Annotated in this window: 12 protein-coding genes; all 12 read right to left on the reverse strand. The window is 33.6% G+C overall.

The annotated features are described in order from the left end of the window. Positions 1-159 precede the first annotated feature (159 nt). The 12 genes from NQZ71_RS20900 to NQZ71_RS20955 all read right to left on the reverse strand — a co-directional run bounded on the left by NQZ71_RS20900 (position 160) and on the right by NQZ71_RS20955 (position 15119). The gene (locus NQZ71_RS20900; protein ID WP_317012316.1) at positions 160-1920 is read right to left on the reverse strand and encodes a DNA/RNA helicase domain-containing protein; all 1761 of its coding nucleotides are present in this window, start codon (positions 1918-1920) and stop codon (positions 160-162) included. Then, the gene (locus NQZ71_RS20905; protein ID WP_317012317.1) at positions 1913-3385 is read right to left on the reverse strand and encodes an HNH endonuclease; all 1473 of its coding nucleotides are present in this window, start codon (positions 3383-3385) and stop codon (positions 1913-1915) included. Before NQZ71_RS20905 ends, NQZ71_RS20900 begins: the two co-directional genes overlap by 8 nt. Before the next feature lie 415 nt (positions 3386-3800). Continuing rightward, positions 3801-5069, reverse strand: coding sequence for an McrC family protein (locus NQZ71_RS20910; protein ID WP_317012318.1), 1269 nt, complete (start codon positions 5067-5069; stop codon positions 3801-3803). Next, positions 5066-7507 carry an AAA family ATPase gene (locus NQZ71_RS20915; protein ID WP_317012319.1) on the reverse strand — a complete coding sequence of 814 codons (2442 nt, stop codon included), beginning with the start codon at positions 7505-7507 and terminating at the stop codon, positions 5066-5068. The genes NQZ71_RS20910 and NQZ71_RS20915 overlap by 4 nt, the downstream gene beginning before the upstream one ends. A 234-nt stretch (positions 7508-7741) precedes the next feature. Further along, complete coding sequence (locus tag NQZ71_RS20920; protein WP_182104203.1) at positions 7742-7999, reverse strand: hypothetical protein; 258 nt, start codon at positions 7997-7999, stop codon at positions 7742-7744. Between the two features lie 173 nt (positions 8000-8172). After that, positions 8173-8880, reverse strand: a complete 708-nt coding sequence (locus NQZ71_RS20925; RefSeq protein ID WP_317012321.1) for a lipoprotein YvcA — start codon at positions 8878-8880, stop codon at positions 8173-8175. 63 nt (positions 8881-8943) lie between these two features. Beyond that, positions 8944-9552, reverse strand: coding sequence for a hypothetical protein (locus NQZ71_RS20930; RefSeq protein ID WP_317012323.1), 609 nt, complete (start codon positions 9550-9552; stop codon positions 8944-8946). A gap of 159 nt (positions 9553-9711) precedes the next feature. Continuing rightward, the gene (locus tag NQZ71_RS20935) at positions 9712-10428 is read right to left on the reverse strand and encodes a lipoprotein YvcA (RefSeq protein WP_317012324.1); all 717 of its coding nucleotides are present in this window, start codon (positions 10426-10428) and stop codon (positions 9712-9714) included. Between the two features lie 408 nt (positions 10429-10836). Beyond that, the gene (locus NQZ71_RS20940; RefSeq protein ID WP_182104201.1) at positions 10837-11322 is read right to left on the reverse strand and encodes an antitoxin YezG family protein; all 486 of its coding nucleotides are present in this window, start codon (positions 11320-11322) and stop codon (positions 10837-10839) included. Positions 11323-11324: 2 nt separating this feature from the next. Continuing rightward, positions 11325-13286: a T7SS effector LXG polymorphic toxin gene (locus NQZ71_RS20945; RefSeq protein WP_317012325.1), complete on the reverse strand. Its 1962-nt coding sequence runs from the start codon at positions 13284-13286 to the stop codon at positions 11325-11327. A gap of 412 nt (positions 13287-13698) precedes the next feature. After that, positions 13699-14427, reverse strand: a complete 729-nt coding sequence (locus NQZ71_RS20950; RefSeq protein WP_317012499.1) for an amino acid ABC transporter ATP-binding protein — start codon at positions 14425-14427, stop codon at positions 13699-13701. A gap of 26 nt (positions 14428-14453) precedes the next feature. Then, on the reverse strand, positions 14454-15119 hold the full coding sequence (locus NQZ71_RS20955; protein ID WP_127739764.1) for an amino acid ABC transporter permease: 666 nt from the start codon (positions 15117-15119) through the stop codon (positions 14454-14456).

The following is a 15119-nucleotide window of genomic DNA, read 5'->3' on the forward strand; positions in this document are numbered from 1 at the left end:
TCCTTAAATAACAAAAATTAGTATACTACTTTTTTCCCATATTGTAATCAATTTTTAATATGGAAAAGTTATCCACAATAACCGAATTACCTATTTTTTTAAAATCAATATAATTCCTAACTTCCGGCAATAATTTAGAGTGAAATAAGTTTTATTTTCTTATAAGTTCCGACAAATAATAACCCCATCTCTCCCCCTAGTAAGCAACACTCTATAAACATTAAGCTTAAGCTGTTCAGGATTTTCAGCACCCTTTCTTAAATATTCAGCCTTCCACTTTCCGTTTTCCCAGCTTAAATCATTTCCCCAACACACTATGGCCATATCCAGCTCAAGTCCTTGAACTTGAAACTCTGTTGCTGCATAATCTAACCTTTTGCAATAATATTCAGACTCTGGGTAATTAAAATATTCTACATGCGCTTTTGGTATCACATATCGAGCAGAAGTTGGTACTAGTTTTACACCTTTTGGATATTTAATGCTTGAAGAGGCTACAATGCCATATGTTTTATCTGTTCCTTTATATACTTTTTGCACATATTCTTTTGCCTCTTGTAAATTATCTACAATCTTTAACGTGAATCGTTCTTTTCTTAGTTTTTCTTCTAGTATTTTGCACTTTTCTCGATCATTATTAATAAATGCCTCTACCCATTCGAAATACATTAATGCATTGTGTGTTCTAAGGGAAGTATTCAAGTGTAATTGTTGATTTTCATGATATGAATAAGCGTTTGAAAAGACCTGTTGATGGTGCTTTGCGTGTACATGAAAGCTTTTATCTTTGATTGCTTCATTCCATAGGCCAATGCCACCTTCCTCTCCAATGTGGATCTCTTGACCTTCGCCTATTAAACCTACAACAACTGACCATGTCTTTTGTTTAGCAATTTCTATCATTACATCTGGTTCGCTTTTATTGATCTTCATCCGCTTTGCATCCCAGGCTCGTTGTGCCTCATCAAAGATGAGGACATGTTCTTCTGGTACACGGTTATACTTGAGATAATCTGTTTTATATCCATATAGAGCTTGTACAAATGTCTTATTTTTTAGACTGTCTTGTAGGACATCAACAAGTGGGCCGTTTCCAGATAAATATACTGCTTTGTCTATTTCATGAGCTAAGGTTAAGCCGACAAAGGTTTTACCTGCACCTGGGACACCTGAAACTAGCACTAGGTGATGCGTTTGATTTTGTTTAGCCATTTCTATAATTGATTTCACTTCTGCAACTACTGTATTAAAATTACTACTTTTCAATGTTTTTATTTGTGGGAGAGGCTCATCCCTCATAATTGCTCGGGCAGATTCAATAATCGTCGGTAAAGGCTGATACGTCCCCTCTAAAAATTGCTCTGCTGAGATCAGGGAGTTAGCTGTAATATGCTTTCCAACTCTATTAGTTAATTCACGTAGCCCTCTTTTTCCCAATTGATACATCTGGTAATCAGGGATTTGTTGAAATTCCTTCTCCTCAGTTGTTACAACAAGAGCTCCCCTGACCTTTAATGCAAATTCTTGTACGGCTGAATGGTACTGCTGTATGTCTCGAATATAGAATGATGTTTGTGCATATTCTGGGTCATTCACATTAGAATATCTTTTAAATTCAAGCACTAATACTTCTTCAGGTAAAAATAGCAATACATCAGGACGGCGTCGACCGCTTCTTAATATTTCATATTCAAAAATTAAAAACCCAGGCATATGCTTAAAATAAGGTATTTCTTCCTTCAAGTAAGCGATACAATCATACCAGGATTTTATTTGAGAAATGGTACTCTCCTCATTAGGATTTTGTTTTGCTTCTTTTGAGGTTTGGTTATATATATGCATACAAAGACTATTAACAATTTCATCTCTGTCAGCTTCAATAAAATCCACTAAGCTGCCTTTCCATCCGAAGTTATTCATGGTTTCTTCCTTTTCCACCTGTAATTAAGCTGCTAACAGTGTTTCTATCCAAAAGTTGATTAACGATTGGGCATTGTAATGGCAAAAAATCTTCTATAGTCAATCTACTTAGGTTTATAAATTGTAGCTCTTTGTAGTTGAAGTCTTCATTTATATTTTTAATATTATAGGCCATAACTCTGTAAATCTCGGAACCTTCCTTATAAATACCTTCACCAAAATATTTACCCAGCTTTAATCTCATACCGAAAGCTTCTTTTAATTCACGACGTAATGCTCTTTCAGGTGTATCATTTGTTTTTAATCTCCCGCCTGGAAGCTTCCACTTTTGATCAGCACAGCTTTCTAATAATATTTCTCCTTGATTTATTAGTATTCCAACTACTACTGTAGTAACCTTAGCAGCATGGTGAAATTCACGATGACAATTTGGACATAGCGCAACCGCATTTGCGACTGTATCCTCTCCACCTTCTGCAAGAGGTATATTGTGGTGCACCTCTAAATATGGTGACAGGTCACTTGCTCTGATGAAGGCTGCTGGCTTGCGGCATTTTTCACAAACACCATTTGCACGAGTTAAGACCTCTGCTATAACATCTGGATTTCGTTTAAACTGTGTTAAAGTAACTACTGATTTTTCAGGGATTTTCCCAGCATTGCTTAAGCGATTTCTTCTTTGTTCACGCGTCTCTCTCTTTGAATTATCTACTTTCTTTCCTAATTCATTGTTAAATTCTTCTATAGTCATTAATTTTTTCGTGTCTATAGTATTAACTTTATGAAGTAGAAACCATCTTGACTCATCCTCAGGATTACTGTGGTCACTTTCATATCTATAAATCCCTTTTAATGTTAATCTTGTATCATCTTTCTGGAAAACATAAATCGGAGTATTAGTTCTTACTGAATTTATAATCGCTGCATTATACTTATATTCCTTTTTGAAAACACTCTTCAGACTATACATATAGTATTTTAGGACGTTATTGCTTTCAATCCATTCATTGGGGTATTTACCTTCCGCAAAGGTAGCTTTAACAAAAATTGCTTGATAATTTGGTTCATCCCCAATAAGATAAATACCTGATTGTGTATCATAGGTTCGTGAAAATATTGAAATATCCCATGACGTATATTCACTCCCAATCACAAAGTCATCAAGCACTGTAACATCGTCAATGTAATTCGCAAACTTTTGTACAAACTCTGGGTAAAGGTCTTCATATGTTTTAAGGTTCAATCCCTTAAGTCGATCATATAGTTCTCTTTTTGGATCTCCAGCAGGTGGAACAATTTCGAACCTCTTCAAGTATCTATTTAAATCACCAATTTTTTTCATTCTATTCACTAAAATTTTAGTGCGTTTTACTTTGCTCTTAAAAGAATCCTCTAAATCTGGCTGTTCTAGTGCAGGATCCTCTACTTCCTCCACTACATATTTTATTGCATCTTCTATATTCACTGGTGGTGCCACCTCTGTTAAAAAAATTTTGTAATTGAAAACTAATTTATATAAGATTAAGCATAATTATTAGTTAAGAAAATCCTATCTATTTAAAGAGCCATTTGTAATAGGTAATAACGATCAGTATTATTATTCTAATACAAAAAACTCGACATATTTGTCGGAATATGTCGAGTCGAGCAGGGTGATTTTAATTGTAAAAATTAATTTAATTTAAAAATGTATTAAATAATGAATACTTAAATATTCTGTATAATAATTAACGAATACTCATTAAATTCCGTAAAATATTTATTAAGAAAAAAACTACGAATTTAAAATCGTAGTTTTTGATATTTTCGATATTTGAAACATTATTTTTGTTTAGTTAAAGTCACCTTTATTTATAAAAGAAATAAACAGAAATTATTTCTTAATACCCGTTTATTTGAAGTATATTTTTAAGTTCTTCTGTAGTTTTCCACTTATTCTCTAAAGACAACGAATACACTTTTAGCTTTTTCTGTTCATCTACATGTAAATACCAGGATTCATGTTGTATATCCTCATCAAAGCCAATACCTAATTGTTTTGGATATAATAATATTGCAGTTTGAGCTCGTTCGTACCTTGTTAGATAAGCGTACATTTGAAATAGGTCTTCCCGTTTAACTCCTGAACGATTTCCTTTTGTTAACGACTTCCATTTTGTATCAATTATAATTTGTGCTTCTCCATTATCAATAACTACGTCCGGCTTTAACTGAAATATATCTCGATTATTATTTTCCTTTACTAACAGTCGGTATTTGTTATGCTGTTCAAAAACAGTGTACTCCGTTAATTTCTTCACTAAAGATGCGATGTACTTTTCAAATAGATCGTTCATTTCAAAAAGAAACGAAAAAGAAGTTTCTTTATTTGCACTAAAACTAGATGTTATATTCATTAAAAATTGCTTTGCTAGCAATAAAGGCAATGCAAACCTTTTATTTGTTCGATCTAATTTTATCCTCGATAATTCTATTTTGGAAAATAACTTATATCTTACTCCATCCAAAACATGATCAATTTGTTTTAACAACTTTTGAGTCTCTAAATTATTGATATATTTTAGCAGCACTCTATTAGCTGCAATAAATATTTGATTCAGTTCATGGTCAATTATCTTTTCTTCATATTCACAGTAAGCCATATATTTTTTATTCCGGCTTAAATTCTCTTTAATATGATCCGAAATAACTAGAGCACCTTTTAAAGTGGTTAGATTTTTTTCTATTTGTAAGTATTTCGTCGTAACCCCTTTACTTAATTCTGAAGATAAACTAGATGCGTAAATACGACCAAATATCTCAAGTAAAGACCCATTCACTAATTGAAGTTGTGCTAAGCTCGTTGTAGTAACATTTATGTATCCACTCTCATTTAGCATTTCAATTAATACATTTCGCTGTTGAATAAAATCATTGTGGATTGCCACCTTTGGCAAAATTTCAATAGAAAAAGTCGAACACTGAATATAACCAACATAATTTATAAAAGTGATACTCTTATTATCCCAACTTATATATTCTCTTTTTATGTTTTCATTTCTAATAAAATTTGCTAACTCATCAGCTTCAGATTGTGATAAAGTATTCACCCCACCATTTTCAGTAATATTTAAAACATCGTGACATTCAGTTATAACGATTTTCTTCATTTTCCATTCTGGCCTTCGTATATATTTATTAATGCTTGTTTAGTTGGCTTTGAAACAAATGAATACTTTACTTGTTCCTCCAAGTAATTATTACTTTTTAAATTAATAAAAATTTTAGTTGGAGATAAAATTTCTTTTCTAATAAAGAAATTACTGTAATTATCATTGTTATTAGCTGCCCCACCCAAAACTAGCTCGATTTTATCCCATTCATCATAAAAATACTCTTGTAGTAAAGGGATTACTTTCTTTTGCATTATATCAATTAGTTTCTGATCTGATAGGTTATCTCCTAAGAAGAATGCATGCCCTATTGTATGATCACGATCATATAAATACTCGATACGGTGATTAATTGTTTCCACAAGTTTTTTTACATTAATACCATCTACATCCTCAGGTAATAATGAAATTTCGGGTAACATTTCAATAAAATCAAACCTTCTTCTTAGGGCTGTATCCATTAATGTGATAGATCTATCTGCTGTGTTCATGGTTCCGATAAGATATAAATTTGATGGAACACCGATTGTTTTACGTGAATAAGGTAATTTTACCACTACTTCATTTTCTTCTCCTATTCGCTTATCTTCCTCAATTAATGTAATAAGTTCGCCAAAGATCCTTGAGATGTTTCCGCGGTTTATTTCATCCATTATTAATACAAATTTTCTCGGATCTATATCAACATTGTCTTCATTCTTACTTAATAACTCTTTAATAAATTCTAAATTCAAGTCTGCTTTATCAAACTGGTAAATTGTTTGTTGGGATAAAACTTTTTCATTTAGGAATTGTCCTACACTTAAAGATATACCGCTATATAGCCATTCTATAGAACGGAAATGGTTATAGTTAATTTCAGCATTTGGATTGTATTCATACTGACCTGTTACGCGACCTACAGCTCTAATTTTATGATTTCCATCAGAAACCAACACAATGTCATCAACTTTCAACCGAAGTTTAAAGTAATCCATAAATCTCAAGACAACATCATGATTATCGTTTCCATCATATTCAGCAACAATTCTTTCTCTAATTCCTGTTCTATCTTTACAATCAGTATAGTCAACATTTCCACCGTAACCCAATGCTAATACATTTTTTTCAATACAATATTCATATATATCCGTTCCAACAGTACTATCGCCTAATGACATTTTATAAAATTTAATTTTTTCCGGATCAAATTCATACTTTGCTACCTGCTTCTTACTTAATGATGCAGATTCACAAATATCGAGGAAAATACCGTTTGTTGGAACGAATTTCCCGTTTTCGTCACTTCGCAACCCTTCAACAAAGTCTTCATAAGTATATGATTGATGAAATGTACAAAACTGAATTTGTTTATTTTCAGTATAATGCTTATAAGCATCCATCCATTGATCTCTATAAGAAATTCCTGGATTTTGTTCCTCATTGGAGGCAATTTCATCAAATAATTTTGGTGCAACTATTTCTAATGCTTTACGGACTACCGAATATGTTTTCCCTGTACCTGGAGGACCATACAAAATTTGATTTTTAGGCAACTGCATATTTAACACTTCCTCTTGATTACTAGCAAATCTTGTATCTATATCAATCTTGCGCATTATGTCAGTAAGTAACCCATCACTATCATCTTCTTTAAGAATTAATCTTGTAGATACACCTTCTTGCAACTTACCTTCTATCTCTGTAAATACCTCATCTTCAATAGCAACTTTAACAAATTCTCTCCCACGCCAAGTCCTCAATTTTTTTATAAGGGATTCCCCATCTAAGCCAATCTTGTTACACTCTTCCACTATTTTTAATAAAGACTGCTTACTAGGCATTTCTCGATATGTAAGCCTATCATTAACTTCTGCTTGTTGATATGTAAAATCTAATAGCTCATGATCGAGCTTAAACAAACTGTTTAAAGTATCGTTTTGAATAAAAATAGAATTATTTTTATAATAAGCGCGTTTAAACTCGATCTCGTCATTCTCTAATAATTTCTTAATGATTTTGCCAAGTTGTATAGCTATTTTTAATTCTTCTTTATTTTCCTGCAAGAATTGTTTACCTAAATAAACATCTAATTTAGTAAATTCCTCAAGAAAATCAAATGGAAGCATAAACGAACTATCCGGATTACGACCATGAGTATACCGATACCCCAAGACTGGGTAATTAAATATTTCTTTCACTACTCCTTTATGTGTTACCATAGGAAATCCAGTTATTTTATTTTTTAAATCCTGATCCTTGATATTATTCTTAACCCTTGCCCCCGCAATTATATATACCGTATCGCCTATGTTTTCCTGAATAGAATCAACGTTATTCTCTCTTTGATACTTTGTTTTAGTAGCAATTGATCTGGGCCAATAAAAAGTTTTCGCTTTAACAAATGGCTCAAATTCTTCTACTGTATTAGAAAAAAAGGAAAATGCTTTTTTCACTGAATAGTACCCCTTATGTTAATTTGATTGTTACTATTGTAACATTAGAAATAATATTTATTATAGAAAAAAAACCCAAAATAAGTTTGGGATTTGACCACAGTTTCACAACAAATTACTATTTGTTCGTGTAGTTAAAAAATCTATAAATATTTCAATATTTTCTACTGTTAACTCTGACTAGTTATGACTCCAGTTAAACTATAATAGGATTTCCTATAATTAAGTTACACTTTAGTTATTCTGTGTTAAATAATTATGCCTACTTAATAACAATTGATAAAAATAGTCAAATGCCTCATGTTCATCAGCTAGTTCTTTTATAATAAAGTGACCACCCCGCTCTTTCGTTTCGTATATTTTCCAAACCTCACTCTCTTGAGTACATCCCATCACAAGTGGTTCATCCGTTAGGTAATCAACGACAATTATATATTCTCCTGTATTTAATTTTTCCGCTTTAAGTTTCTTTAGGAACTCATTCTTAGACACATTTATCACCTTACTATCTTGGTATGCTATTACTTCTAATGTCTAGCCATCAATCAGTGCACAAATTGTTCAGTTCCTGCGTTCATAACTGTTCATCTGAAGAGTATTATTCCGAGGAACATTTTACCCTTTATAACTAAACAAATAGCTCATTACTTGACAATTTTCTATTCCTATATATTACTGATGAATTGAACGGAAGATATCATTTTTTTCACCTTATCTCTTGCGTTTTTTTCTTCTAAAGAACAGGATTGATTATCGTTCTTACATGTAAAGATAAAGGAATATTCCACTCCCTCAATTTCGCTTTGATTAGGTTTTACAAAGCCGAAATATCTATAGGAGTAATTATATTTTCTGTCCAAATTATCAAAATCACTTTTTTTATACCCTATATATATTTCTGTATCTTTAGTATTTTCTTTCTGATATTCTTCTAAGTATTTATTTTTGCCACTGATGATTTCTAGCATTGTATCGGTTTTCTGTAGAAAACTTTGTCCTTGGTAATAGGTAATTTGTCCATTCATCAAAATATTTGCTTCTTTATCAAATTCATCAAAACCAATGTTTTCTTCGTTTTTACTAAAACTTGATAATAAATCTGAATACTTTCCTTCTTCTGGGAACAACATTCTGATTTTCTTAGATTTAGATTCTAGTAAATAGTATCCAGGCTCCACTTCTTTGGTTGACACCATATATTCTCTTGTTGCTTCATCTTGGAAGGCTGTTACTTTTGGTAAGTCATTTGCATCCATTTCCTTCGGAGCTTTTTGTTCTTCTCCTGCTTGTGTTTGGTTAGCTTCCTCTTTATTCACTCCGCAACCCCCTAATAAAACTGCAATAGTTGATAAAATAACCAGTGCCTTATACATCAAATACCTCCAGGTATAAATAACCTCTTTAGAAATTGGTTTACTCCTATAAATCTGTAAACTTCAACCTAAAATATAAAATCCCTTCAAAGTTTCTAGAAAATCAGAATCTGTTTTCACATCAATAACATCAATAAGTTCATAAAATTGGCTTAATTTAATAGAGAAATTATATAGAACAACCGCTGCACTATTCAATTTTCTAGATTTATCTATATAAATCTTAGAGTCATTTTTTTCTAAGAATAAAACATTATATCTATCATTTGTACCTTTTTCTAATATTACTCTATCTGGCTTTAGTTCTAAAAAAGAATAATACTTTTCATCTAAATGGGTTTTAAGAATCCTTTGCACATCATTTAATGAGTCTGCTCCCTCAATCTCCGCTTGAACGTTTGCATCATATTTTCTTACTTCAAATTTACTTTTCGAAAAGATATATAATGCTAATACAGACTTGTATTCATCTGAAAATGCATCTACTTTGTATTCCTGCCCTCTAATTTTTTCATATAGATCGTACTGATTACTTACTTTATTAAAGGTTAGTTTAATAGTAGTTTCAGGATAGCTTTCTCCCCTTTTCGGTGCAACACAAATACTATCTTTTTCCCATTGAATCACTTTAAACTCTGTTTGTATTAGATTATATATATTACTAAACCCCATATACTATACTCCTTGTACCGTTTACCCATTTTTATGTGGATAACGTGTTCCTAATGTAAAACTGTTAAAACATACTGTACGATGACTTCAAAAAATATTACAACCACTATTTTTTATATCGTTTTATCTCTGGTAGTATCGTACACTGTATTCATAGGATTATTCCTTGCCGTTACTTAAAAATGAAATAGATTCGATGATTTTTTTGGCTGAATTTTTTGTTTCCCCTTCTTCTAAATTGCATGCTTTATCATCATCTTTACAGCTGTAGTTGAATGAAAACTCAATGCCTTCATCTTTTTCTTCCTCAAATCTAACAAAACCAAAATAGCCATAGGTAAAGTTGTTTTTTCTATCTATATTGTCAAAGGTATATTTCTTAGATGCTAGATAAATATTGTTGTTATTATTCTCTTCATTGTGGTATTCTCCCGTATAGTCATTTTTTCCACTAATGATTTCTAGCATGACCTCAGTATCTTGAACGAAGCTATGTCCTTTATAATAAGTAACTTTTCCATCAAATAAAATGTTATTGTCCTCATCATAACTGTTAAAACCAATACTTTCTTCATACTCACTAATGTAACTAGACCTACTCAAGATAACTTTTCCTTTATCAGGAAATAACATTCTAAATCTTTGGGTCTTGGATTCTAGTAAATAGTATCCAGGCTCTACTTCTTTGGTTGACACCATATATTCACTTGTTGCTTCATCTTGAAAGGCCGTTACCTTTGGTAAGTCCTTTGCATCCATTTCCTTCGGAGCTATTTGTTCTTCTCCTGCTTGTGTTTGGTTAGCTTCCTCTTTATTTCCTCCGCAACCCGATAATAAAACTGCAAAAGTTGATAAAATAACCAGCGCCTTTTTCATCCAGAACCTCCTGTTAAAACATATGTATATGTATTAATATTACTCCATTGAAAAACAACGCTTCAATGCATTATACCCAATATTTGTTTATCGCCACGAGTTTTGTCATTCTCGTTAGTTTCTTAGCTTTTCTCCATGTCATAATGGAAAAAAATCATCTCGCCAAATTATCGTACTTCTCACAATATCCAAGTATTACAACACTACTTCATGATGGTATAATATTCATGAGCTATGAATGAATTTCAGTTAAACATCACCCATGTCGTCCAAATTAAATTTCAAAAACAAAAACACCTGTTGCCTAAAAGGCAATCAAGTGCTTTATAATTAGCTATATAATAATTCTTCCTTCATTAAAGATACAAGCATATATATAGCCTTTTCATACTCTATCCTACTGTTTAATTAAATCGGATTATTTGGAAATTCATTATGATACTTATCAATTAATGCTTTGTAGTTTTCATCAGTTGATATCTCACCTAAATATTTATATTTCCAAATAATCATCTGATCACTAAAACTATACTCTGTCTCAAACCAATTTGTATAATCATAATGTAACTTAAATTTCCCACTACTCTCTAACGACATTGTAAAAGAATACCAAAGTTCTTGTTCATTTTCTTTAAAAACATTTCTTAATTCCTTACTCAATTTATATAAAAGATCTTCTTTTCTCTCAAATTCATCTTCATCAATTTGATATTTCAAGGGAATTTCTAAACTGTATTTATATTGTTTATTTTCGAGTGTATTATAAAAAAAGTAAGTTCCTCCCCCATTCTCTGATATTTGGGCATAAAAATAAAATTTATTCCAATCTTCTGGAATCATTTCATTAACTGTTTCAGCTATCTCTCTATATAATCTATTCATTTCCTTTTCCATACTCAACCTCCTGCTCTATTTTCAATGGTTTTCCTAAATATTCCTTTACCTTCAATTTCATAAGTTACCTTATAAGAATCTGGTCTTAATGAAGTCTCAACAAAAACTGGCTTAATTTTCACAGAAACTTTTTTGGGTGGAATCTCTTTCAAAGCGTTTGCCCACTCAGTCTCCATCTTGTACCACTCTCCACCAGAGCGATTAATGTGCTTATTCTGAGCAAGCAAATTATCAATATCTCCTGAACCACGAAACTGAGTTCCTATCAAGTGTCCACCATCATCATCAAACAACCTATCTTCTCGACCTACTGCCACTTGCATTGCTGTATTTCTTTTTCCTTTTCCCAGTATTAATTCTGCTGCGTTTACATCTACTATTCTACCAATTTCATCAGTTGTATATTTATAATTTTCCTCAGTTATATAGCGTACATTTGGAGCCAGTTCTTTCCTTCCATTCTTTCCTTTAATAATATGCTTTCCAAAGTTTTCCCCTGTTACTTCGGTTATCTGACTATATTTACTCGTACCCTTATCATCTGCAGACTTCATACCACTCAAATTGTCTTCCTTATCAGCACTAACCTTCCGAACATCAACCTTACCTTCAGACTTCAAATATGTATTCAGGTTACCTATCCCACCTGCGAAGGATACATTAGGACCAATATTAATCTTCTGTCCAAGATCATCTATAACTGATCTAGTAATATCCGCTCCTTGCTTACCAAACTGAACAGTTGAGTTGACTGCTTGATAACCTAGTTTGCTTGCTTCTCTTGCCATACTCGGCACAAATGGTAGACCAGCAAAAACGCTCTGAGCTAAACTTGCTTGGCGCTGTTGCTCTGTGAGTTCGTTTCCGATCATATCTTTGCCTGTCACGTATTCGGACAGACCGTTAGCGGAAAGCAGGCCATAAATCCCCATTTCGGTTTTCTCCAAAGCGGTGAAGGCATGGACATTTTTATAAGTGCTCATGGCCTGTTCGGCAGCGCTGATTCCTTTGGTAGCAGCATAGATGCCTTTTCCGCCTTTGACTGCTCTGCCCGCCCAGCCGACTATTGGCAGGAATCCGGCAATGGCCCATCCAGCTGATGCTGCTCGCTGGATTGCTGACATCTTTTCTCCTGTGACTGGATCGATGCCGTTGACTGCCCGTTTATAGTCATAATAGCCGGTAAATTCGCCGACGAAGCTTTTCACTCCATCCCAGACCTTTTCAACTGCAGGTCGGTTCTCTAGTTCTCTAGCTTCCTGCTCTTCTTTTTTGTATGTAAGATAGCTTAAAGTGGCAGCTTCTGCTTCACCTATTTGCTTATATATATCACTAGTGTTGTATGCATCTGCATCAAAATGAATGGGAGAAATGCTTTTGCCCTTGCTTGTTGCTGATAGTAAAGCGCCGAACAACTGGATGACGTAGCTTTCCTCTCCCTCTGAAGACATATACTCTTCCTTCAGCTCTTTATCTGTTTCCTCAACAGCAGTGATTGTTTTCGTCCGCATGCTGTTCGCATTCATCATTAAGTCGTCGAATTGACTGCGAGAGTATAACTCGAGTGGAACTAAATCATCAATATCCCGAAAGATATGCTCTAATGAATTCCTCTGCTCTGTAATCATCTCATCAGCCTGTCGTTCCTTCTGAGCCAAGTCTTCCTCAAGAAAGGCTGATTCAACCCTTGTATCGCCGCCCAAATCTTTATCATCGAGCTTACCGCTAACACCTTCAAAAAAGCTGATTTGCCTGTCAATAAGCCGCTGCCATGCCTCAACAACCTCAATTTGCCCCTGATAGAAGCCTTTAATTGCTTTAGCACCGTTTCCTTCAAAATCGTCTAAATCAACGATAGTCTGGAAATCTTGCTTAAGCTGCGAAAATTGTGTGCCTAGCTCTTTGTAGTGCTGCTTTCTTTCTTTCATTGTATCACGTAGACTAGCTGAATCTAATACTTTCATTGTTTCGCCTCTCTTTTACATGGATAATAAATAGTTTAGGCTTAAAACAGAACCACTATATGTCATATCCTTTTATTGTAAAATAGATATAAAGGCCTTGAAATAGGTAAAAGGTTGGGAATTATCAACTATGAAATTTATCTATATTTAAAGTCCATTATTACAGGAATTCAACCTACTGATCAGTTAAAGACCTAACCCTTCTCCATTTACTTTCGCAGACTCATTAAAGAAAAATACAAACTGAGGGAAATATAGAGCAATAAGAAGAATGGTTTTGAATCAGAAAATATATTTATAGGCACAAAAAGAATGAATACTTATTACTTATTGTTTTGTCTTTTTATAAGCTCATTCAAATGACCCACAAAAAAATACAAGGTCCTGCCTAAACAGACAGGACCTCCCATTCCTATTTCAGCATCGTAGCCTTCAAAAACTCCCGAGTCCTCTCCTCCTTTGGATGATTAAAGAATTCCTCAGCTGTTCCATGTTCAACAATTTTCCCATCGTGCATATACACGATCTTATCTGCTACTTCTTTGGCGAATCCCATTTCATGTGTTACTACAACCATTGTCATTCCTTCTTCTGCTAGGTCTTTCATGGTTGTGAGAACCTCTCCGACAAGCTCTGGGTCGAGGGCGGAGGTTGGTTCATCAAAGAGCATTATGTCTGGTTCCATTGCGAGTGCTCTGGCAATCGCCACCCGTTGCTTTTGTCCTCCTGATAGTTTGCTAGGGTAAACATCTGCCTTGTCCTCTAAATCTACTTTATTGAGTAATTGTTTTGCTTTGAGGATGGCCTGCTTTTTATCAACACCTTTTACCATGACAGGTGCTTCAATAATATTTTCAAGTACAGTTTTATGTGGGAATAGGTTGAAATTTTGAAACACCATGCCTACCTTTTCCCTTATCTTATTGAGGTTATCTGTATTTGGATTGACCTCTTTTCCTTCTATTATTATACTGCCGTTATCCTTCTTCTCTAAAAAGTTCAAACAGCGCAGGAGTGTACTTTTTCCTGAACCGCTCGAGCCTATTAAGCAAACCACATCGCTTTCTAGAACTGTCATATCGATATTTTTTAAGACATGTAAGTCTCCAAATGATTTATTCAATTGAGTTATTCTAATCATTTCCTTCTTGTCCAATGTCTTCCCTCCTATCTGTCACTTGCTGCTAGCTTTGATTCGATTCTGTTGACTATAAATGTCATCAGCGCTACTAGAATTAAATAATAGACTGCGACAATGAGTAAATAGGTCATTTCGTCAAAATTATTGGACCCAAGTGTTGTCGCGACATTGAACAGCTCATTCATGGAGATAAATGCAGCTAATGAAGAATCCTTTAAGCTTATAATAAATTGGTTGCCTAAAGGCGGCAGCGCTCGGCGGAATGCCTGTGGCAGAATAATCCTTCTTAATGTCAGTGTTTTTGTCATTCCTAAAGAGCGTCCTGCTTCCAGCTGACCCTTGTCAACACCTTGGATTGCTCCCCTTAGAATTTCGGAAATATAGGCTCCGTTATGTAATGCTAGGGCAATAGAAGCGGCCCAAAAATCTGGCAGCAGGAATATGCCGCTAATTCCGAAGTAAAGAATAAATATTTGAACAATCAGCGGTGTACCACGAACTAAATAGACATATGCATCTGAAATAACTTCTAATACTTTTATTTTAGAGATTTTTAATAAAGCAAAGACTAGTCCAATGACGATTCCCAGTAAAATAGAAACAGCCGTCAGCTCTAATGTTAAAAGCATTGCTTTAATAAATACACCCTTTGTTTCCGTTAGTATGCTAAAAAAATGCGAAAAACTTGGCAA

Origin of the sequence: Niallia taxi, assembly GCF_032818155.1 — a bacterium.
Classification (GTDB): domain Bacteria; phylum Bacillota; class Bacilli; order Bacillales; family Cytobacillaceae; genus Niallia; species Niallia taxi_A.